Source organism: Nocardia sp. NPDC055321 (assembly GCF_053645575.1).
In genome coordinates this window covers 37743-59666 of sequence record NZ_JBSHMS010000025.1, presented here as the reverse complement: position 1 = coordinate 59666, position 21924 = coordinate 37743, and the positions used below count along the sequence as shown (strand labels likewise).

The following is a 21924-nucleotide window of genomic DNA, read 5'->3' as shown; positions in this document are numbered from 1 at the left end:
CGACCGCCCGGTCAGGGGCTGTATCCGGGCCGATCATCCAGGATGTCGATTCCGCCCGAATGTTCGCAATTCCCGTTTAAGATGCGGTGATAGTTCCTTTGCATTGACCACCAGGTGACCCGATCACCAGGTCACCGCCGCGCACACGTGCGCCCGGGATGAGCGAGGTTCACACACTATGAGCGGCAATCCTTTTCATAGACCCATCGCCCGCACGGCGATCCTCGCCGGGATCGCCTCGGCCGCCGTCCTGATGGCGGCCCCGGCGCAGGCCGAACCGCTGTGGCCCGGCGGGCCGGATATTCCCGGCGTCCCCGCGATCATTCCGCCGCCGCCCCCGGCTCCGGTCTTCGCGCCGTGCACCACGGCCGGCGCCCGGGTCTGCATGAGCCTGTCGCAGAACCAGGCCTGGCTCATGGAGGACGGCAAGGTCACCTACGGCCCGACCCCGATCTCACACGGGCGGCCCGGCTACGAGACCCCGCCCGGCGTCTTCAGGGTGGCCTTCAAGAAGGAGTACCACTGGAGCACCATGCATCACGCCGACATGCTCTGGGCGGTCTTCTTCAACGGCGACATCGCCACCCACATCGGCCCGATCGAGGAGCAGTCGCACGGCTGTATCCGCATGGTGCCCGAGGGCGCCGAAAGGCTGTACCACCACGTGAATCCGGGCGACATCATCGAAGTGGTCAACTGACGCCGCGCCCCGGACAATGCACCCCCGGCGGAATCCGTTCCGCCAGGGTTGCATTCGTGGTTTCCGAGCCGTTCGCGATCGATCGGCCCGCCCCGCGCGAGTGATCACAGCGCCAGGATCTCCCGAGCCGCACGCTCGCCGCTGCGGATCGCCCCGTCCATGTACCCCTGCCAGTAATCCGCGGTTTCGGTACCCGCCCAGTGGATGTCGCCGACCGGTTCGCGCAGCGCCGGGCCGACGCGGGTGAGGATGCCCGGTCGCGTGGTGGCCGTGGGGCCGCCCCAGGAGTAGGGATCGTTGTCCCACTTCTTGAATCCGTAGTCCACGACCTCGGTCCGGGCCTTGGGCCCGAAGTACCGCACGAAGCTGTCCAGACCGGTTTCGACCAGGTCGCGATCGGGCCGGGCGTCCAGGTCCGCCATGGCGTCCGCGGAGATGAAGCCCATGAGTACGTGGTGCCCACCGCCGTAGCTCTCGTAGGTCACGTCGATGGGCGTACCGTCGCCGACGACCTGGCCGGTGAGCCCGTCCTCGCGCCAGAAGGGCCGCTCGTACACCGCGAGGAACTTGGCGATCCGGCCCATCGTGTAGCCCCCGATGAGCTCGATCCGCTCGGTCGGCAGTCCCGGGCGGTAGTCGATCCGCCCGCTGATGGCCGGCGACATGGCGACCACCACCTTGGCGGCGCGGAAGACGCCGCGATCGGTGAACACCGCGGCGCCGCCCGCGCCCTGCTCGATGGCCCGTACCGGCGCACCGTAAACGATGGCGTCCGAGAAGGATTCGGCCATGCGCAAGGGCACCAGTGCCGCGCCGCCGTCGAAGAACCGCTCCTGCGCGCCGCCTTCCACGCTGAGCAGCCGGGCGAAAGTGCCCGGGTTGCTTTCGTTTCCGGAGGCGGCGAAGTAGTTCATCATGAACAGGGCCGACAACTCGTGCGGCCGCACCGACAGCGGCGCGGTCTGCGCCAGCGCCAGAAACAGTCTGCCCTCGTAGGTTCGGGCGTTGGCGTCGATCCAGTCCTGCCAGGTGATCGAGTCCAGGTACGCGGCGTCGGGATGCCGCCACGGCTCCCCGACCGGGAATCCGACAGCGGTGGCGTCGATGCGGGCCATGGCCAGCGCGGTCTCGACGGTGCCGGGCAGGGCGGGCACCGGTATCGCGGCCGGAACCCGGTGCAGCGCACCGTTGATCGCGAACAGCGATTCGCCCTGGTTGTAGGTGGGCAGCGTGGCCACCCCGTATTCCGCGGCGAGGGCGGCGATGCGGTCCTGGGTGGGACCGAGGAACTCCGCACCGCCGTCGACGGGGATGCCGCCGCGCGTGGTGGCGTTGAAGACGCGCCCGCCCGCCCGATCGCGGGCCTCGAGGACCAGGACCCGCTGACCGGCCGCGCGCAGCGCCTTGGCCGCCGCCAACCCGGACAGTCCGGCCCCGACCACGATCACCTCGGCGTCCCGGTTCGCCCCGGGGGCGCCGGGTGTCGCGCGTGCCGCCGCCGGCCCCGCCATCGCGGCCGCGGCGGCCATCGCCGGACCTCTGAGCACTGTTCTGCGGCCAATATTCACGGGCATCCTTCCGCCGATCCGAGCCGGGTCGCAAGGGTATGCCCGACCAGTACTTAATACTGGTCAATTGACCAACTATGTCCGTTTCCCGCCGATCACATTCTCGTTAACCGTCACCAGGGCAGCCGCCCGTACTCGGTGTCGCCACCCCACAGGTAGCCCCACAGCTCACCGGACGGCCCGTCGGCGGGCAGGGTCGCCAGATACACCGACGGTTCGGCGCCCTGGGCCGCGGACCGGAAACCGGTGTTGCCGTTGAACTCCGTGGCGCAGTAGCCCGGATTGGCCGCGTTCACCTTGATCGGGGTGTCCCAGAGTTCCTTGGCGTACTGCGCGGTCACCATGTTGAGCGCGGCCTTGGACATCGGGTAGTTGATGCCCACCATGGGCCACATCGGCCCGTTCGTATCGAGCGCGCCGGTGATGGACCCGACCTCGCTGGAGACGTTCACGATGCGCGCGGCCGGCGCCCGGCGCAGCAGCGGCAGCAGCGCGTTGGTCACCCGGACCACGCCGAACACGTTCGTCTCCAGCGTCCGCACCAGTGTGGCCACCTGCGTGTTGGAGGGTTTGCCGTCCACGTCGAAGCCGCCCAGGATTCCGGCGTTGTTGATCAGTACGTCGAGCGAGCCGAACTCGGCGTCGATCCGGGCCGCGGCCCGCTCGACGGATTCGGCGTCGGTCACGTCGAGCTGCACCGAATGTGCTTGCGCGCCCTCGGCTTTCAGTTTCTCGGTGGCGGTCCGGCCGCGTTCTTCGTCGCGGGCCCCCACCAGGACGGTCATGCCCCGCTCGGCGAGCAGGCGGGCGGTTTCGAAACCGATGCCGCGGTTGGCCCCGGTGATGAGTGCTGTCGTCATGCGATTCACCGTGGCACCGCCCGCGCGCGCCGGGGAGGACCAGTCAGTACCACCCACCGCGTCCGCCGATGCCGGAGACTGGAACCATGGCCGACCGCACCGAACTCGCGTCCTTCCTGCGCTCCCGGCGGAACCGGCTGACCCCGGCCGATGTCGGACTGCCCGCCGGAATCAACCGGCGCGCACCGGGATTGCGCCGCCAGGAGGTCGCCCAGCTGGCCGGCATCTCGGTGGACTACTACATCCGCATGGAGCAGGCCCGCGGCGCGAAACCCTCGCGCCAGGTGCTGTCCGCGCTGGGCCGGGCCCTGCTGCTCACCGCCGACGAGCGCGAGTACCTGTTCCGACTGGGCGGGGAGAACCCACCGGCGATCGCCGGACCGAATCGCACCGTCCCGCAATCGGTCCGGGTGATCCTCGACTCCCTGGCGACGCCCGCCTACGTGGTGGACGCCACCTACGAGATCCTGGCCTGGAACGCACGGGCCGTTCCGTTCATCGGCGATCTCGGCTCGGTCCCGGACCACGAACGCAACATGGTGCGCTGGATGTTCGCCGTCCAAGCCGATCACCCGCTGTGGGCGAACGACGCCATCGTCCGCTTCGCGCACTCCACGGTCGCCGATCTGCGCGCGGCCTGCGCCCGCTATCCGGGCAATCCGGCCCTGACCGCCCTGGTCACCGAATTACTGGGCACCGCACCCCGTTTCGCGCGGATGTGGGACGCCCACGACGTCGAGGTCCGGCGCGGTCACGCCAAGCACATCGACCATCCGGCCCTGGGCCCCCTCGACTTCGACTGCCAGGTCCTGCACGTCGCCGACACCGACCAGCGCATCATCGTCTACTGCCCGGCCCCCGGCTCCCCCACGGCCGCGGTCTTCGCCACCCTCACCGCGGACCTGGACACGCCCCGCCGCTGACCCGCGCCCGGACTAGGCCGCGGAGACCAGCGTCTCCCGCGCGTCCATCAGCGCGAACCCCAGCAGGTTCTCCCCGCGCCACCGCTCGGGACGGGCCGCGTCCGGGTTCTCCGCCCCCAGCCCGATCCCCCAGATGGTGTCGCGCGGAGCCGCTTCCACCAGCACCTTGTCACCGGTCGCCAGCAGGAAGTCCCGCAGTTCCGGGTGCTGGCCGAACTTGGCGATACTGCCCCGCAGCACGATGTCGTACCGGTGCGCCACCCAGGCGTCCTGATCGAATCCGCGTACCGCGCGCCCGATCCGCTTGGCATCGGCGGGCGTCTCGCTCGCGAGCACCCTGGCGCGCATCTCCTCGTCGCCGAACAGCCGGGCCTTCTCCCCCATCATGAAATGCTCGGCGCTGCCGTAGCGCTGCCCGTCCACGGTGAACTCCACCGGCCACCACTGGCTCAGCACCCACTTGCCCACCGAGTGCCCGGGAGTGCGCGTGTGCCCCCAGAAGAAAAGGAACTCCGGGGATTCTCCGGCCGCGATATCCGCCGTCAGCTGCGCTCTGTCCACGCCGCCGAGACTAGCCGACCCGAACCGCCGCGCGCCGCATGATATTCGGCCGCCCCGCGGGCACGCCGCGCCGTTGCCGAGCATTCGCCGGCCCGCACGGCAGAGTTCAACCGGTGTTGAGTTCACTGCGTAATGGTCGGCGCATGGCCTCGCTTCCCCCCGCACGCGAATTCGGTCTCTCCCGCCGCACCCTGTTGCGCGCCTCCGCCGCCGGCCTGCTGGTCGCGCCCGCCCTGGCAGCCTGTTCCTCGAACAGCGGCCCGGCCCTGGTGCGCGAGCGCCCGCGCCTGACGCACGGCGTCGCGGTCGGCGACCCGCGCAGCGACGGCGCGCTGATCTGGGCCCGCGCGGACCGCCCCGCCACCCTGATCGTCGAAACCGCCGCCACCGAATCCTTCAGGGACGCCGCGCGTTTCGAGGGCGGACTGCTGACCCCCGACACCGACGGCACCGGCCGGGTCCGGGTGAACGGCCTGCCCGCCGGACAGCAGGTGCACTACCGCGTCACCCTCGAAGCCGAGGACGGCGCGGTGTCCGAACCGGTCACCGGCGTCTTCCGTACCGCGCCCGCGGCGCCCGCCGACATCAGGCTGCTGTGGTCCGGCGATGTCGCGGGCCAGGGCTACGGCATCAATCCGGATCTGGGCGGCATGAAGATCTTCGCCGCCATGGCCGCCCGCGACCCGCACCTGTTCCTGCACTCCGGCGACTCCATCTACGCCGACGGCCCGCTCGCGGAATCGGTGACCCTGCCCGACGGCCGGATCTGGCGCAACACCGTCTCCGAGGCCAAGAGCGCGGTCGCCCAGACCCTGGACCAGTTCCGCGGCAACTACGCCTACAACCTCACCGACGCCAACTACCTCCGCTTCAACGCCGCCGTCGCCCAGCTCGTGCAGTGGGACGACCACGAGACCGTCAACAACTGGTCGCCCGGCGGGCAGATCGCCGAGGGCAAGGGATACACCGAGCGGAGCATGGACACCCTGGCCGCCCGGTCCTGGCGGGCGTTCCACGAATGGATGCCGGTGGAGCCGAAGGAGGCCGCCGACGGCCGCCTCTACCGCAAGATCTCCTACGGCCCGCTGCTGGACGTCTTCGTGCTCGACATGCGCACCTACAAGGACCTCAACGGCGCGAACCGCGGCCCCGCGGGCACGATCCTCGGGGCGGCCCAGACCCGCTGGCTCACCGAGGGACTGCGGGACTCCCGGGCCACCTGGAAGATCATCGCCAACGACCTGCCCCTCGGCCTGGCCGTCAAGGACGGGAACACCGCGTTCGAAGGTCCGGCCAACGGCGATCCGGGCGCACCCGCGGGCCGCGAGACCGAGATCGCCACGGTGCTGCGCGCCATCAAGTCCGACAAGGTGCGCAACGTCGTCTGGCTCACCGCGGACGTGCACTACACCGCCGCGCACCACTACTCGCCCGCCCGCGCCGCGTTCGGTGATTTCGACGAGTTCTGGGAGTTCGTCTCGGGCCCGCTCAACGCCGGCGCGTTCGGCCCCAACGATCTGGACGGGACCTTCGGCCCCGAGGCCGTTTTCGTGCACGCGCCGCCGGTCCAGAACACCTCCCCGCTCGACGGCGCCTATCAGCATTTCGGCGAAGTCACCATCGACGGCAAGTCCAGCGAACTCACAGTAAACCTGTGCGACGCAACCGGAAACGTGCTGTTCACACAGCGTCTGGCCCCCGCTCACTGAGACGCCGCGCCAACCGCGAGCACAATGCGCGTGACTATGGTTAGCTGTAGCGCCATGAGCACGCCCGTCTCCACCCTTCCGGAAGAATTCCTCCCCCGCGACACCGCGGATGTGGTTCGTACCGTTCGGGATTCGCGCAAGTCGACGAAACCGCTGATCATCCGCGGTGGCGAGCGCCCGGACGAGGAGCTCTCGCCACCGGATCAAGGCTCGGTGCTGTCCATGCGCAAGATGAATCGCGTCCAGGTCGTGGACGCGGACGCGCGCACGGTGCGGGTGCAGGCCGGGGCCCGCCTGTCCGATATCGACCGCACCCTGGGCGCGCACGGGCTCGGCCTGCCCATCGTGGGCGACCATCGGGACATCACCGCGGGCGGCTTCGCGGCGGTCGGCGGGCTCAGTGCCGCCTCGCACCGCTTCGGCATGTTCAGCGACAACGTGGTGGAGCTCGAATACGTCGATCAGGACGGGCGTTTCGGCACCTGTGGGCGCAATCACCACACCGAGCGCTTCCGGCGGATCCTGGGCGGCGGCGGGCGCACGGGCATCATCACCGCGCTGACCCTGGAGGTGACCGATGTGGACAAGGACCGCACCTGGCTCACCACCGACGCGCATCGCTTCCTGGATTTCGACACCTTCGTCGAGCAGGCGTTCAAGGAGATCCAGTCGCCCGGCGAATCCCTGCTGCAGGTGGGCCGCTGGGTCGACACCGCGCCGCTGAAGGTCTCCCGCCCGGTCGGCACCGGCAAGGTGCAGCTGGGCACGGTGCGCTTCGGCCAGTGGTCGAGCCTGCACCCCACCGCCCCCAATCTCTCGCTGCGCGCCAGACGCGAGGTCGGCTCGCGCGCGCGTAAGTCGCTGGGCGCCATCGCCGCGTCCGCCGGCGGCCGGGCGGGCATGCCGGTCCGCAACGCCGCCGCGGGCGCCCTCATGTTCGCTCCGAAGGTGCTGACCCTGCGGGACGCGGAGTATCTGGCCGACACCGTCATCAGCTCCTCCGAACGCGGTGCGGCCTACCGCATCTCGGTCTTCGCGCCGCTGTCGACCTATCCCCGGGTCTTCCACCGGCTGCACGACCTGTTCTCCGGGCACCGCGAGGCCACCGGCTGCTTCACCGTCATCTCCGCGCTCACCTACGGCGTACGCTCGCGCTACCTGCAGGAACTCGACGGCGAGGAGCACGGCTTCATCACCTTCACCTGCCGCCTGCGCCCGGCCGCGCTGCCCTCGGAACTGTTGCGCGACATCGTTTCCTCGATCGACGAGATCTGCGTCGCCGAACGCGCCCGGCGGTACGACCCCACCGATTAGGATGTGTGCTGCCGCACCGCTGGCAACGCTCCAGCAGCCCGCGGGCGCGGTCCGCATCGGTAACGTCGGCGGGATGCCGGTGCACCATTCAGCTCTCGTATCGTGAGTGAAGGTTGCATCCCATGATCGAATTTCGCGCTGCCCGCCGCACGCACCCCGCCGGTTCCGTTGCGGGCAAACGCATCGTCATCACCGACGCGAGTTCCGACCTCGCCCGCGCGACCGCGCGATTACTGGCCTCCCGTGGCGCAGAGGTGCTCCTCGTCGCGCGCCGCGGGAGTCTGCTCATCGAAGACTGCGCCGCCATCATCGAATCCGGCGGGCAGGCGCACTGGCACCGCTGCGACATCTCCGCCCTGGGCGACGTCGACGAACTGGTGCGCTGGCTGCGCACCGAGTTCGACAGCATCGACGTACTGATCAACAACGCGGGCCGGCCCGCGCGGCGCCCGGTGCTGCAGTCGCTGGACCGCTTCGCCGACTATCAGCGCATGATGGCCACGAACTACTTCGGCCCGCTGCGCCTGACCCTGGGCCTGCTGCCCGCGATGCTCGCCGGCGGCTCGGGCCACGTGATCAACGTGGGGCCCTGGAGCCCGGTCACCGGCGCGGCCCCCAATTTCGCCTCCTACGCCAGCTCCCAGGCCGCCTGGACCACGTTCGGGCAGTGCGCGGACGCGGAGCTGTCCCCGCGCGGCATCCACGTCACCACGGTGCACTATCCGGCCGCGCACATCGACGCCGGCGGGCAGCCCGCGCCCGACCCGTCCGAGGCCGCGCGCTGGATCGAGACCGCCGTGCGCACCCGCCCGGCGACCATGCAGCCGCGCTTCCCGCGCGCGCTGCTCACCCTGACCGGGCTGACCCCGCGCACCCGCCTCCGACACGCCCTGGGAATCTGAGCGCACCCGGCCGCGACCCCCGAGAACAGCGAAGCGCCCCACCCGGATTCGGATGGGGCGCTTGCGTGTTCAGCGGGGTGAGCTCAGTGCTTCTCGGGTCCGAGGTGGTACTCGAAGACCAGACCGGCCGAGGCGATCAGGATCAGCACGACGCCGATGGCGATCAGCCAGTACTGGAAGAACGCGAAGCCCAGGGCGCAGACCGAACCGGCGGCGGCGAGCAGGATGGGCCAGAACGAACCGGGCGAGAAGAAGCCCAGGTCGCCGGCGCCGTCCACGATCTCCGCCTCTTCGAAGTCCTCCGGACGCAGGTCCAGGCGGCGGGCGACGAAGCGGAAGTAGGTGGCCACGATCAGGGACAGGCCCGCCGAGAGCACGATGGCGGTGGTACCGGCCCATTCGACGCCGGTACGCGACTGGGCGGTGAAGTAGCCGTACACCACGGCCACGATCACGAAGAAGACCGTGATCAGTTCGAAGATGCGCGCTTCGACCTTCATGTCAGTTCAGTCCTCACTTGGCTTCCGTGAGACCCGCGCCGCGGGCCGTACGTTCGGTGTCGAAAGGCTTGGTGGTGACGGCCAGCGGCTCCTCGCCGATCTCCGACAGCGCCGCGGCATTGGTCTTGCCCGCCTCACGCGCCTTCAGGTACTGCTCGAACTTCTCCGGCGAGACCGCCCGGACCTCGAAGTTCATCATCGAGTGGAAGGTGCCGCACATCTCGGCGCAACGGCCGACGAACGCGCCTTCCTTCTCGATCTTCGTGATCTGGAAGATGTTGTCGGAGTTGTTCTCCTTCGGGTTCGGCATGACGTCCCGCTTGAACAGGAACTCCGGAACCCAGAACGAGTGGATGACGTCGGCGGCGGCCAGCTGGAACTCGATGTTCTTGCCGGTCGGCAGCACCAGCACCGGGATCTCGTTCGAGGTGCCGATGGTCTCGACGCGGTCGTAGTTCAGGTACGAGATGTCGTTGGCGGGCAGGCCGTTGTTCGGGCCCGGCGACTTGTGGCCGTGCTCGTTGACCTGATCCTCGTACTTCTCGCGGATCTCGGTGTTCATGCCCTGACGGGTCTTGTCGACGCCGTCGAACTGGTAGCCGCCCTTGAAGTCGACCTTCTGGTAGCCGAACTTCCAGTTCCACTGGAACGCGGTCACGTCGACCACGACGTCCGGATTGTCGACCTTCTCGTGCACGTAGTTCTGCACGACCACGGTGAAGTAGAACAGCACCGCGATGATGAAGAACGGCACGACCGTGTAGCTCAGTTCGAGCGGCACGTTGTAACCGGTCTGGCGGGGGAACTCCGGGGAGTTCGGCTTCTTGCGGTGGAACGCGATCGTCCAGAATGTCAGACCCCAGACCAGCACGCCCATCACCAGCGCGGCGATCACGGACCAGGTCCACAGTTCCCGCATCTTCGTGGCCTGCGGGGTGACACCCGAGGGCCAACCGAATCGCAGCCACGGGTTGTCGATCGAGCAGCCCGAGACGAGCATCGCGGTGATCCCGAGGGACACCACCAACCCGGCCCGCCGAAGGATGCGGCCCTGCCGACCCTGGGCGGATCGTGCCCCTATCGCTTCGCTCGCCTTGTGCGCCACGCTCAACGCCTTCCTGGTCGTCTATTCGACTGGCGTCGCCCGGGCTCCCTTCCGCCGGGCGACACAACTACAGCACGTTTGGGAGCTCCCGGCGAGGTTCGCGCACAACGCACGATCCGGGCCGGGAGTTCCCGAGTACTACGCAGCGTAGACCAAACCTGGCCGGTCATTGTGATGGGGTCCGCTTCGACACTCCGGAAAGCTCATAAGCCGTGGATACGGCCTCTCGCGGCGTGATCGGCACGCGTGCGGCATACTCGGACAGTACGTTTCGCGTGTCGACGCGCGAACATCCCCGCATTTCCCTTGACTCCGGAAACGAGGTTCTGCCCGCAGTGTGTGGACTGCTCGGATTTCTGACGGCTCAGACGGCGACTACCCCGGACGGGCGGACGGTCGAGACCACCGCGGCGCAGGTGTACGAGGCCCTGCACTGCCAGCGTCACCGGGGCCCGGATGAGAAGGGCACCTGGAACGACGATCGCATGATCTTCGGATTCAATCGCCTGTCCATCATCGACATCGAGCACTCGCACCAGCCGCTGCGCTGGGGCCCGCCGGAGAACCGGGAACGCTACGCCCTCACCTTCAACGGCGAGATCTACAACTACCTCGAACTGCGCGAGGAGCTGACCGCCGCGCACGGGGCCGAGTTCGGCGACTCCCCCATGTTCGCCACCGAGGGCGACTCCGAGACCATCGTGGCCGCCTTCCACTACTGGGGCGCCGAGGCCACCAAGCGCCTGCGCGGCATGTTCGCGTTCGCCATCTGGGATACCGAGCTGAACAAGCTCTTCATCGCCCGCGACCCGTTCGGCATCAAGCCGCTGTTCCTGGCGACCGGCCCCGGCGGCACCGCGTTCGCCTCGGAGAAGAAGAGCATCCTCGAGCTGCTGCCCGAGCTCGAACTCTCCGACGCCCTGGACCCGCGCGCGCTCGAGCACTACACGGTGCTGCAGTACGTGCCCGAGCCCGAGACCCTGCACCGGGACATCCGCCGGCTCGAGTCCGGCTGCTACGCCTGGGTGGAACCCGGTGCGGCCCCGCGCATCACGCGCTACTTCGATCCCCGGTTCCGCGTGGTGCCCTTCGGCAAGCCGGACGACGTGAACGCGCACGTGCCCACCACCCGCCCGACCGGCGTCCGGCCCAACACCCCGGCCAACCGGTACCGCGAGATCGCCGAGGCGCTCGAGGACTCGGTCGCCAAGCACATGCGCGCCGATGTCACCGTCGGCTCGTTCCTGTCCGGCGGCATCGACTCCACCGCCATTGCGGCGCTGGCCATTCGGCACAACCCGAACCTGCTGACCTTCACCTCGGCGTTCGAGCGCGAGGGCTACTCCGAGGCCGATGTGGCCGCCGAGACCGCCGCGGCCATCGGGGCCAAGCACTTCATCCGCACGGTCACCCCCGAGGATTTCGCGGGCGCGATCCCCGAGATCGTCTGGTACCTGGACGAACCCGTCGCCGACCCGGCGCTGGTGCCGCTCTACTTCGTCGCGAAGGAAGCGCGCAAGCACGTCAAGGTCGTCCTCTCGGGCGAGGGCGCGGACGAGCTGTTCGGCGGCTACACCATCTACCGGGAGCCGCTCTCGCTCAAGCCCTTCGAGTACCTGCCGAGCGGGTTGCGCAGGCTCGCGGGCAAGCTCTCGGACCGCATTCCCGAGGGCACCCGCGGCAAGAGCCTGCTGCACCGCGGCTCGCTGAAGCTCGAGGACCGCTACTACGGCAACGCCCGCAGCTTCAACGACGCCCAATTGCGTTCGGTGCTGCGCGATTTCCGTCCCGAGTGGACGCATCAGGACGTGACCGGCCCCATCTACGGCAGCCAGGATCGCGGCATGGACCCGGTGGCGCGCATGCAGCACCTGGACCTGTTCACCTGGCTGCGCGGCGACATCCTGGTCAAGGCCGACAAGATGACCATGGCCAACTCCCTGGAACTGCGGGTGCCGTTCCTGGATCACGAGGTCTTCAAGGTCGCGGAGAAGATTCCGTTCGAGCAGAAGATCACCAAGGAGACCACCAAGTACGCGCTGCGCCAGGCGCTGGGCGACATCGTGCCCGCGCACGTGCTCAACCGCGCCAAGCTGGGTTTCCCGGTCCCGCTGCGGCATTGGCTGCGCGGGCCCGAGCTGCACGACTGGGCCCGGGAGCAGATCGCCGACAGCCAGACCGATCACCTGCTGAACAAGGCCGCCATCGCGGACATGCTCGAGGCGCATCGCACCGGCCCGGTGGATCATTCGCGCCGGCTGTGGACGCTGCTGGTCTTCATGATCTGGCACGGCATCTTCGTCGAGGACCGCATCAAGCCGGAGATCCAGGAGCCGGTCTACCCGGTCAACGTGTAGTCGCGTACCGGAACACGGGGAGCGTCCGCTACGGCGGGCGCTCCTTCGCGTCCAACCCCGGCTAGGGGAAGAGCTTCAGCAGATCGGTGCGCTCGAAGGTGATCGCCGTCTCGCGGGCAGAGGGCGCCCCGGCGTCGGGGTCCGCGCCCGCGGCCAGCAGCGCGCCGATGACCTCGGTGTCGCCCTTGAACACCGCGCCGGACAGCGGGGTCTGACCGCTGTCGTTGAGGACGTTGGGGTCCGCGCCGTGGGCCAGCAGCGTGTCCACCGCCGCCGCGTGCCCGTAGTAGGCGGCGAGCATGAGCAGATTGTCGCCGCGCGCGTTCGTCAGCTGCACCGGCACCCCGGCCTCGAGGTAGGCCGCGAGCTGTGCGGCGTCGCCCTGGCGCGCGAAATCGAAGATGCGCGTGGCCAGCTCGAGGACCTTGTCGTCGTCCATGTCATCGATACTCACGAAGTCCAGTACTACCAGGTTCGCGGCGGCCCCGACGGGCGGTGCGCGAACCTCGCACCGGGACGGTTCGGCATGTGCGCGACCGCCCGCGCGCCCCGCGCCGTACCGTCGTACCCATGAGCGATCGCCTGGTGATCATCGGTGGGGACGCGACGGGTATGTCGGCGGCCTCGCAGGCCCGCCGCATGCGGCCGGCGGCGGAACTCGAGATCGTGGTCTTCGAGCGCGGAAACTTCAGTTCCTTCTCCGCCTGCGGCATTCCGTACTGGGTCGGCGGGGACGTGGAGCACCGCGATCACCTCATCGCCCGCACGCCCGAGGAGCACCGCGCGCGCGACATCGACCTGCGCATGCGCACCGAGGTCGTGGAGATCGACCCGCCGGGCCGCCGCGTGCGGGCCCGGGATCTGACCACCGGGGCCGAAAGCTGGCTGGAATACACCGATCTGGTCATCGCCACCGGCGCGACCCCGATCCGGCCGCCCATCCCCGGCATCGACGCGCCCGGTGTGCACGGCGTGCAGACCCTGGACGACGGGCAGGCGCTGATCGACACCCTCGATTCCACCGACGGCCGCCGGGCGGTGGTGGTCGGCGCAGGCTACATCGGCGTGGAGATGGCCGAGGCCCTGATCAATCGCGGCTACCAGGTCACCATGATCAACCGCGGGTCCCAGCCGATGGCGACCCTCGATCCCGACATGGGCGTGCTCATTCGAAAGGCGATGGACGGCATGGGCATTCGTGTCCTGTGCGACGCCGAGCTCACCGCGGTCCACACCGACGACGCGGGCCGGGTCCGGGCCGTCGCCACCGCCGACGCGGAGTTCCCCGCCGACGTGGTGGTGCTGGGCATCGGCGTGCGCCCGGCCACCGATCTGGCCCGGGCCGCCGGGCTCCCGCTCGGCGCGTCCGGCGGTCTGCTCACCGACCTGGCCATGCGCGTACGCGGGCACGAGCACATCTGGGCCGGCGGCGACTGCGTGGAGGTCCTGGACCTGGTGTCCGGCACCGAACGCCATATCGCGCTGGGCACCCACGCCAACAAGCACGGCCAGATCATCGGGGCCAACGTCGGCGGCGGCTACGCCACCTTCCCCGGCGTGGTCGGGACCGCGGTCAGCAAGGTGTGTGAACTCGAGGTGGCCCGAACCGGCCTGCGCGAGAAGGACGCCCACGCGGTGGGCCTGCAATTCGTCACCGTCACCATCGAATCCACGAGCCGCTCCGGCTATTTCCCCGGGACCGCGCCCATGACGGTGAAGATGCTCGCCGAACGCCGCACCGGCCGCGTCCTGGGCGTGCAGATCGTCGGCCGCGAGGGCGCGGCCAAACGCATCGACATCGCCGCGGTGGCCCTGACCGCCCGCATGACCGCCGAACAGATGATCGCCCTCGACCTGGGCTACGCGCCCCCGTTCTCCCCGGTCTGGGACCCGGTGCAGGTCGCGGCCCGCAAGGCGGCCGTCGCCGTGCAGAAACGCGGCTAGCGGGCGCGAGCCGGGCGACTCGGGACCGCACGGTCCCACCGGTCGCCGGGTCGGCCCGCTCCGCGACGAAGCGGTCTCCGCGATGTCCGGGGCGCGACAACGATTCCGAGCGAACCGGTTGACGAAAAGGGCCGGGCGAGGGATATTCTCGAACCGGGCAGGGGGCGGATCCGGGTGGCTATCCCCGGCACGTTTTCCCGATACCGCCCTCCGGCAGGAGTTTTCGCGTGAACTGGCCATGGTCGCGGGGCGGCGAGGAGCGACCGGACGAACCGGTGGGGCAGACGTCGGCCGAGCCACCGCGACCGGCGCGGCGACCGGAACCACCCCGGGGCCCCTCGGTTTTCGAGACCGAGGTGACACGGGCCGAGGCACAGGCCGACCCCGCCGACCGAATTCGCCTGGTACTGGCCGCTGTTCAGGCCCTGCTCGACCGCTACGACGACGCCGAACTGGCTCGGGAGCGCGCGGGGGTGCAGGCTCGGCTGAGCACACTCGCCGGGGCCGCCCCGGACGCCGCCGTGCGCCTGCTGTGCGACGTGGCCGACCGCTGCGCGATCGACGAACAGTCCGCGCGCGAGGTACTCGGGGCCTGGCTGCGCGCACCCGCGGTACCGGAGTTCGCGCGCACCTGGTTCGGGGTGAGCGGGCTCCTGGCCGAGCACGCCGACCTGGCGACCTGGCTGGCCAACTCGGTCCGCACCCCGGGCCCGGCGGTCTCGGACGACTTCCGCCGCGTGGCGCGCAGGCATCTGCTCGGGTTGCTGGACAAGGAATTCGAGCACTACCAGTTCACCGGCCCCACCTCACCGGTCTGGCTGCTGCTGTACGCCCTGGGCCCGGCGAGCAGACCCGACTGGTTCCTGCTCGTCGGCGATCTGGCCGCCGAACGCGGCGACGAGAACGAGGCCGCGCGCCGCTACGAACTCGCACGCCGCTTCGGCGGCGGCGACCTGGCCGAGGAACGCATCCGGGCGTTGCACGACATCGGCGCGTATCACCGTCTGGCGCGCGGTATCACGGCCGGCGACCAGCTGAAGGGTCCCGGCACACCCAGCCCCTACCGGAACCTGGTGGTGAGCGCGGCCGCCGTCATGTCCGGAACCCCGTCCGGCGACCGGCTGACCGGCGTCCTGCGCGCCGGAGAGCCGCGCCTGCTGCCCGCCGCCCTCCTGCTGGCCGCCCTGGACCGGATCCGCGCGGACGACCGCGACGGCGCGCGCGAACACCTGCGCCGGCTGCTGGGCGCCACCGCCGCCGACGAAACCCTGCTGGCCAACGGGCAATTGACGCTGGGCGCGCTGGACGCGGACGCCGAACTCGTCGCCCGGGGCGCGCGCACCCTGCTCGCCCGGCACGGCAGCGCCTGGCCCATCCGCACCCTGCTCGATCCCACGACCCTGCTGACCGCGGTCGCGCATCACGCGCCGGAACTGGTCTCCGAACTCATCGGCGCGGGCGGTACGAGCGCGGGCGACGGGTTGCGCGAGCTGCGCGTCTCCGTGGCGGGCGCCGACCTGGCGCAGGCCGCCCGCGCGGAACTGTTCGACGCGCCGGCCGACGCCGACCGCGCGCTGGCCCGGGCCGCGCGGCTGCTGGCCGGGCTCGAGGGCGCGGACGCGGACCGATTGCGCGCGGCCGCGGCCAGAATCGCCGAGATCGCCGCCGGCCGTCGCGCCCGCGCCGCCGACCGCCCGCTCGACCGCCCGCTCGAGCGCCTGGGCTACGCCGAACTGCGCGCCGACGGCGACGTCCACCCGTGGACGCCGTCCGCGCTGCGCCTGTGGCGCGAGTGCGACGCCGAACAGGCCGCCGACGGCCGGGGCCTGCACCACCTCGCCATCGCCGCCCACGCCCGGGCGTACGCCCTCGAAATCGCCGGCGACGCCGAGGCTTTCGAGGCCTGGCGCGAGGCCCTGGCGCTGTGGTCCCGGCTGCACGCCGCCGACGACTTCTGGGACGAGTTGCGCGCCCGCACGCACGCGGTCACCGCGGACAGCACCCCCGAGGAGAGCGCGCTCATCGTCGACCGGGCGCGCGCGGAACTGCCCGGCCAGCTGCTGGAGCCGCACGTCACCCGCGTCCTGGAACTGCGCCGCGACCAACTCCCCCGGGCCCGTGCGCATCTGGAGCTGATCCGCACCGCGCCCTTCGCCGCGGACGAGCTGACCCGCGCCCGGACCCGGCTGGCCCGCGAGGCGGGCGCGCAGATCCGCCGCTCGACCCGCGAGGGCCACCTCGAACGCGCCCTGGACGAGGCCCAGATGTGGGTCGAGATCGACGCGGACAACGTCCCGCTCGCCGAACAGGCCCTGGACGTCGGCATCGAAGCCGCCGAGACCGCACAGCGCCGCGGCGACAAGTGGGCCGAGCAGGCGCGCACCGTCCTCGAACGCGTCGAGACCATGGTGCGCCCGCTGTGCACCGAACTCGGCCTCACCCCGGGACAATTGCTGAGTTCGGCCCTGCGCCCGCGACTGGACGACGCGAACCGCACGGCCTTCGCCGCCAAACTGGCACGGCACGAGTTCTGGCTGGGCCTGGCCATCGTGATCTCCACCATCGACCGGCTGCAGAGCAATCCCTTCGAGGATCGCGCCGGCTTCCGGATCGCGGCCAATCACCTCAATACCGCACTGACCCTGGGACTTCCCGACCACAGCCCCTACGACCAGGCCCGCAAGATCCTGGTCGGCGCGGGTCAGTGGGCGCGCTACTCCCAGGGCAGCGCCATCGGCTTCTTCTAGCGTGAACAGGACAACCACATCGTGAACCCCTGGGCTTGGCGCGATCGCAATCCCTACTACGAGACCGCCTTTCAGATCCTGGACCTCGATCCCGGGGCCGATCGGGCCACCACCCGCGCCCGGATCGCCGCGCGCCGCAAGCGGATCTCCTACGACGCCAAGCGCTTCCCGCTCTTCGGCGAGACCCTGACGGTGGCGCAGATCAACGCGGCCGAGGAGGAACTCGCGACCCCGCTCGCCCGGCTGCGGGCCGACCTGCTCACCCATCGGCCCGAACCCGCGGGCGAGGACCTGGCCGAGCTGGCCGAGCTGCTGGAGTTCAGCCGCACCCTGTCCGCCGCACCGCCGCCCCCGCCGGGTTCCGCCGAACTGCGCCTGCGGCTTTCGGTGCTGCCCGCGCTGGTGCCGCACCCCACCGGCGACGAACCCGCCACCCCGCGTACCCATGAGGAGCCCCTCGCATGAGCATCGTCGCCGGCATCGACCTCGGCACCACCAACTGCTGTCTCGCGATTCCCGCCGACGCCGATATCCCGAACAAGCAGGAGCTCATCGACTCCCGCCGGTTGCGCCCGCTCGGCGGCGCGCTCATCGTCGCCAACCCGGATCTGTCGCTGACCACCCCGTCCGCGGTCTGGATCGGCGCCGACGGTGCCCCGCTGGTCGGCGCGCTCGCCAAACGCAAAGCGCGCCTGCCCGGTTCGCCGCCGGCCATGTTCTTCAAGCGCAACATGGGCACCGACGCCCTGGTCACCGCGGGGCACGCGATCCTGACCCCGCTCGAAGCGTCGGTGCATCTGCTGCGCCACCTCAAGACCGTGGCCGAGCAGACCCTGGGCGTGCCGATCGACCGCGCGGTGGTCACCGTGCCCGCCTACTTCGAGACCAGCGCCAAGACCCAGACCACCCGCGCCGGCGCGGAAGCCGGGCTCGAGGTGGCCGAGACCCTCATGGAGCCGGTCGCCGCGGCCCTGGCCCACATGCACGAGACCGGTGGGACGACCGCCGAGCGCCGCCGCTTCCTGGTGTACGACCTGGGCGGCGGCACGTTCGACACCTCGGTGGTGTCCTGGGACGCGCAGGAGGGCTTCGCCAGCCGCTCCTTCGACGGCGACCGCTACCTCGGCGGGTACGACTTCGATCAGGCCATCGTGGACTGGATGATCGAGCGGCTGCCCGCCTACGACCTGCGCACCGAGCCCGGGAACACCGCCGACGCCGAACGCCGGGCCCGGCTGCTGTCACTGGCCGAGACCGCCAAGCACGACCTCACCCGCGAGACCGAGACCGAGATCGTCAGCCAGGATCTCGAGGACCGCGCGGGCACGCCCATGAGCATCAATCTCCCGCTCGGGCGGCACGAATTCGAGCGCATGATCGAGGATTTCGTGCGCGGCACCCTCGAGCACTGCGCGGACGCGGTCGAGCGGGCGCGCCTGAAGTCCGGCGACCTCGACGAGATCGTGCTGGTCGGGGGTTCCTCGCGGATTCCGCTGGTCGCCGAGCTGCTGCGACAGCGTTTCGAGGTGACCCCGCGCCTGTTCCATCCCGAACTGGTGGTCGCGGTCGGCGCGGCGCTCAAGGCCGGGAGCCTGACCAGCCGCGGCGGCGTCCTCGAGCTCGAACCCCTGGTCGCCGACGGTGGCAGCGCGGACATCGCGGGCCGGGTGCTGCGCGGTGGCGTCGACGCCGCGGAACTCGTCGTCGAGGTGCATCCGGACGGCGGCGAGCCCGTTCGCGAGGTCGTCACCGACGCCGACGGCGCGTTCCTGTTCATCGACATCGCGCTGCCCACCGGCGAATGCGTCGTCCGGGTCCTGGCGAACGGCACGGAGATCGCCGCCGAGCGCCTGAGCGTGCGGGTCGAATCCGGCCCGGCCGTACCGGATCTGGCCGGTGACATCCTGGCCCACGATTTCTCGGTCGAGATGCTGGACCGCCAGCTGTGCCGGGTGGTCAAGGCGGGCACCAAGATTCCGCACCGCGTCTATCAGCGCCTGGAGACCGCCAATCGCGGCACCACCCTGGCGGTGCGCCTGTACGAGGGCTGGATTCCCATCGGCGAGGTGAAGATTCGCGACCTGCCCGACGACCTCGAGCCCGGCACCCCGGTCGAGCTCACCCTGGAATTCGCGGCGGGCTGGACCATTCACGCCGCGGTCCGCATCCCGCACCTGGATCGCTCGGCCACCGCGGCCATCGAGATCCCGGTGCGCGAGGTCGCCCCCTGGTCCGCGTTGCGCACCCGCGCCGCGAGTGTGCGCACGGACTGGCAGCAGGTGCGCCGCGAGGTGCACCAGGCCGAGGCCGCCAAGGCCGAGCCGGAGATGACCCAGCGCCTGACCGCGCTCGAGCCGCTCATCGAGCGGACCCAGGATCAGGCCAAGGCCCACCACCTGCTGCTCGAGGCCGAGACCATCGTGCAGGGGTTGCTCAACAGCCACGGCCCCGACGACTACCTCGAACCCCCGCTGTCCGAGTTCGAGCGCGATCTGCGTCAGATCGACGAGATCATCCTGCTGCTGCAGCGCACCGAACCGGATTCGGCCCCGGCCTTCCGGCTGCGCCGCGACGACCTCGAGGCGCAGGGCCGGGCCGCCTACGCGGCAGGCGATTTCGTGGCCTGGCCGCGCGTCAACGAGAAGCTCGACGACCTGATCCGCGAAGGCATGCGGATTCCCGCCATCCGCGAGATCGTCATCATGCAGCAGACCCCCTCGGCGCTGCGCGGCTGGCTGCGCGAGCGCATGGACGAGACCGACATGGCCATCCGCGCCAAATACAGCGACCTGCAATCGAATCCGCGCCTCGAGGCCCAGGACCGCGCCCGGCTCCCCGGCCAGCGCGACGACTTCCTCGGCGAACTGGCGGCCATCTCCTTCGCCATCGACGAGGTGGATCCCGAACGCCCGTCGGCGCCCGAGCAGCTCCGCAACATCTACTACGACCGGCTCCGGCCCCTCGACCTGCGCGTCAGCGGGTGGGGTCGAGAGGCCGGTATGCGGCAGTCGCAGTAGTCGATCAGCGGCGCAACACCTTGCGGGCCAGCCAGTTCCCGACGAACTGGATGGCCTGCACACCCGCGATGATGATGAGCGTGGCCACCAGGGTGACCTGCCAGTCGAAGCGCTGGTAGCCGTAGACCAGGGCGAAGTCACCCAGGCCGCCGCCACCGACGGTGCCGGCCATGGCCGACATGTCCACGATGGCGATGATGATGAAGGTGTAGCCGAGGATCAACGGCCCGAGCGCTTCCGGGATCAGCAGCGTCGCGATGATGCGCAGCGGCGTCGCGCCCATGGCCCGGGCCGCCTCGATCACGCCCGGGTCGACCGTGACCAGGTTCTGCTCGACGATGCGCGCGATACCGAACGAGGCGGCGACGATCATGACGAACGCGGCGGCCTCGGTGCCGATCGTGGTGCCGACGACTTCGAGCGTCACCGGTCCCAGGGCCGCGAGCAGAATGATGAACGGAATCGGGCGGACCACGTTGACCAGGAAGTTCAGCACCAGGTTGATGGGCGCGTTGGCCAGTAGACCGCCCTTGCGGGTGGTGTAGAGCGCGGTGCCCAGGGCCAGGCCGATGAGCCCGCCGACCACGAAGGTCAGCAGCACCAGGTAGATCGTGGTGCCGATGGCCTCGATCAGCACCGGCTGTAGTTTGTCCCAATCGGTGGGGACGGCGGCGTAGTTCACGCGCTCTTCCGATGCTCGGCGCCCCGCTCGAGTTCGGCCACGACCCGCGCGACGGCGTCCTCGGGGCCGTCCAGCGCGAGGGTGATGCTGCCGAACGTCTTGTCCTGCAACGAACTCACCCCGCCGTACACCACCTCGAAGGCGACGCCGGCCCGCGCGGCCACGGTCAGCGCCGCGCCGATGCCGCGCTCGTCGTCGACGTCCACGGTGACCAGGCGGCCCGCGTGCTTGTCGCCGAGTCGGCGCAGCTCCTCGGCGGTGGGCCGATTGTGCAGGACGGTCTCCACGAAGGATCGGGTCGGCGCGGCTTGTGGATCGGCAAACACGTCGAAGGTCCTGGCCAGCTCCACGATTCGGCCCTCGGCCAGCACCGCGACGCGATCGGCGACGGCGCGGATCACGTCCATTTCGTGGGTGATCACCACGATGGTGACGCCCAGTTCTCGGTTGATCTTCTTCAGCAGGCGCAGCACCTCCCCCGTGGTCTCCGGGTCCAGCGCCGAGGTGGATTCGTCGGCCAGCAGCAGCGTGGGCGAGGTGGCCAGCGCGCGGGCGATGCCCACGCGCTGCTTCTGCCCGCCGGACAGCTGATCGGGATAGCTGCGCGCCTTGTCCGTCAGTCCGACGAACTCCAGCAGTTCGGCGACCCGGGCCTTGCGTTTGTCGCGCGGCCAGCCCGCCACCTTCAGCGGGTACTCGACATTGCCCGCGGCCGTGCGGGATCGGAACAGGTTGAACTGCTGGAACACCATGCCGATGTCGCGGCGCAGCCGCCGCACCCGCGATTCGGAGACCCCGGTGATCGGGTCCCCGGAGATCAGGATCTGCCCGCTGGTCGGCTTCTCGAGGGCGTTGATGAGCCGCACCAGCGTGCTCTTGCCCGCCCCGGAGTAGCCGATCACGCCGAAGATCTCGCCGCGTTCGATGCGCAGATCGATGTCCTCGAGCGCGGTGTGCCGCTGCTTACCGGCCTGGAAAACCTTGGTGACCGAACGGAATTCGACGGCGGGGTGGGCCTCCACCCCGCCGTCGGCG

General features: G+C 70.1%; 18 protein-coding genes. 10 read left to right on the top strand and 8 right to left on the bottom strand.

All coding sequences use genetic code 11. The features are described from left to right. Window positions 1-178: 178 nt before the first annotated feature. Window positions 179-700, top strand: coding sequence for a L,D-transpeptidase (locus ACWIGI_RS32225; RefSeq protein WP_454206718.1), 522 nt, complete (start codon window positions 179-181; stop codon window positions 698-700). Window positions 701-804: 104 nt separating this feature from the next. Here ACWIGI_RS32225 and ACWIGI_RS32220 read toward each other — a convergent pair whose 3' ends face one another. Together ACWIGI_RS32220 and ACWIGI_RS32215 are read right to left on the bottom strand one after the other, a co-directional pair. Then, window positions 805-2229, bottom strand: a complete 1425-nt coding sequence (locus ACWIGI_RS32220) for a flavin monoamine oxidase family protein (RefSeq protein ID WP_454206716.1) — start codon at window positions 2227-2229, stop codon at window positions 805-807. Between the two features lie 152 nt (window positions 2230-2381). Continuing rightward, the gene (locus tag ACWIGI_RS32215; RefSeq protein WP_454206714.1) at window positions 2382-3128 is read right to left on the bottom strand and encodes an SDR family oxidoreductase; all 747 of its coding nucleotides are present in this window, start codon (window positions 3126-3128) and stop codon (window positions 2382-2384) included. A gap of 86 nt (window positions 3129-3214) precedes the next feature. Between ACWIGI_RS32215 and ACWIGI_RS32210 the strand changes: the two genes are divergently transcribed. Next, window positions 3215-4051: a helix-turn-helix transcriptional regulator gene (locus tag ACWIGI_RS32210; protein WP_454206712.1), complete on the top strand. Its 837-nt coding sequence runs from the start codon at window positions 3215-3217 to the stop codon at window positions 4049-4051. A gap of 12 nt (window positions 4052-4063) precedes the next feature. Here ACWIGI_RS32210 and ACWIGI_RS32205 read toward each other — a convergent pair whose 3' ends face one another. Further along, the gene (locus tag ACWIGI_RS32205; protein ID WP_454206711.1) at window positions 4064-4612 is read right to left on the bottom strand and encodes an NADAR family protein; all 549 of its coding nucleotides are present in this window, start codon (window positions 4610-4612) and stop codon (window positions 4064-4066) included. A gap of 143 nt (window positions 4613-4755) precedes the next feature. Here ACWIGI_RS32205 and ACWIGI_RS32200 point away from each other — a divergent pair, with 143 nt between their 5' ends. From ACWIGI_RS32200 to ACWIGI_RS32190, 3 genes are all read left to right on the top strand, one after another. Next, window positions 4756-6321, top strand: a complete 1566-nt coding sequence (locus ACWIGI_RS32200) for an alkaline phosphatase D family protein (protein WP_454206709.1) — start codon at window positions 4756-4758, stop codon at window positions 6319-6321. 54 nt (window positions 6322-6375) lie between these two features. Continuing rightward, on the top strand, window positions 6376-7635 hold the full coding sequence (locus tag ACWIGI_RS32195; RefSeq protein ID WP_454206707.1) for an FAD-binding oxidoreductase: 1260 nt from the start codon (window positions 6376-6378) through the stop codon (window positions 7633-7635). Between the two features lie 122 nt (window positions 7636-7757). Beyond that, entirely contained in the window at window positions 7758-8537 is a 780-nt protein-coding gene (locus ACWIGI_RS32190) for an SDR family NAD(P)-dependent oxidoreductase (protein WP_454206706.1), read from the top strand. Between the two features lie 83 nt (window positions 8538-8620). On the opposite strand, the gene ACWIGI_RS32185 is transcribed toward ACWIGI_RS32190, so the two are convergent. Both ACWIGI_RS32185 and ctaC read right to left on the bottom strand, forming a co-directional pair. Further along, on the bottom strand, window positions 8621-9037 hold the full coding sequence (locus ACWIGI_RS32185; RefSeq protein WP_454206704.1) for a cytochrome c oxidase subunit 4: 417 nt from the start codon (window positions 9035-9037) through the stop codon (window positions 8621-8623). 13 nt (window positions 9038-9050) lie between these two features. Next, on the bottom strand, window positions 9051-10037 hold the full coding sequence (gene ctaC, locus ACWIGI_RS32180) for an aa3-type cytochrome oxidase subunit II (protein ID WP_454206811.1): 987 nt from the start codon (window positions 10035-10037) through the stop codon (window positions 9051-9053). A gap of 440 nt (window positions 10038-10477) precedes the next feature. On the opposite strand from ctaC, the gene asnB reads away from it, so the two are divergent. Beyond that, the gene (gene asnB / locus ACWIGI_RS32175; protein WP_454206702.1) at window positions 10478-12499 is read left to right on the top strand and encodes an asparagine synthase (glutamine-hydrolyzing); all 2022 of its coding nucleotides are present in this window, start codon (window positions 10478-10480) and stop codon (window positions 12497-12499) included. Window positions 12500-12560: 61 nt separating this feature from the next. Here the strand turns inward: asnB and ACWIGI_RS32170 are convergent, their stop codons facing one another. Beyond that, window positions 12561-12938: an ankyrin repeat domain-containing protein gene (locus ACWIGI_RS32170; protein WP_454206810.1), complete on the bottom strand. Its 378-nt coding sequence runs from the start codon at window positions 12936-12938 to the stop codon at window positions 12561-12563. Between the two features lie 131 nt (window positions 12939-13069). On the opposite strand from ACWIGI_RS32170, the gene ACWIGI_RS32165 reads away from it, so the two are divergent. The 4 genes from ACWIGI_RS32165 (at window position 13070) to ACWIGI_RS32150 (ending at window position 20207) form a co-directional block, all read left to right on the top strand. Further along, complete coding sequence (locus ACWIGI_RS32165) at window positions 13070-14443, top strand: FAD-dependent oxidoreductase (RefSeq protein ID WP_454206700.1); 1374 nt, start codon at window positions 13070-13072, stop codon at window positions 14441-14443. A 356-nt stretch (window positions 14444-14799) separates the two neighbouring features. Next, window positions 14800-17190, top strand: a complete 2391-nt coding sequence (locus ACWIGI_RS32160) for a hypothetical protein (RefSeq protein WP_454206698.1) — start codon at window positions 14800-14802, stop codon at window positions 17188-17190. Window positions 17191-17211: 21 nt separating this feature from the next. Next, on the top strand, window positions 17212-17655 hold the full coding sequence (locus ACWIGI_RS32155; protein ID WP_454206696.1) for a hypothetical protein: 444 nt from the start codon (window positions 17212-17214) through the stop codon (window positions 17653-17655). Continuing rightward, entirely contained in the window at window positions 17652-20207 is a 2556-nt protein-coding gene (locus ACWIGI_RS32150; RefSeq protein ID WP_454206694.1) for an Hsp70 family protein, read from the top strand. The genes ACWIGI_RS32155 and ACWIGI_RS32150 overlap by 4 nt, the downstream gene beginning before the upstream one ends. 4 nt (window positions 20208-20211) lie before the next feature. Here ACWIGI_RS32150 and ACWIGI_RS32145 read toward each other — a convergent pair whose 3' ends face one another. Together ACWIGI_RS32145 and ACWIGI_RS32140 are read right to left on the bottom strand one after the other, a co-directional pair. Further along, window positions 20212-20889 carry a methionine ABC transporter permease gene (locus ACWIGI_RS32145; protein ID WP_354989292.1) on the bottom strand — a complete coding sequence of 226 codons (678 nt, stop codon included), beginning with the start codon at window positions 20887-20889 and terminating at the stop codon, window positions 20212-20214. Further along, window positions 20886-21911, bottom strand: a complete 1026-nt coding sequence (locus ACWIGI_RS32140) for a methionine ABC transporter ATP-binding protein (RefSeq protein WP_454206808.1) — start codon at window positions 21909-21911, stop codon at window positions 20886-20888. Before ACWIGI_RS32140 ends, ACWIGI_RS32145 begins: the two co-directional genes overlap by 4 nt. Between the last annotated feature and the right edge of the window lie 13 nt (window positions 21912-21924).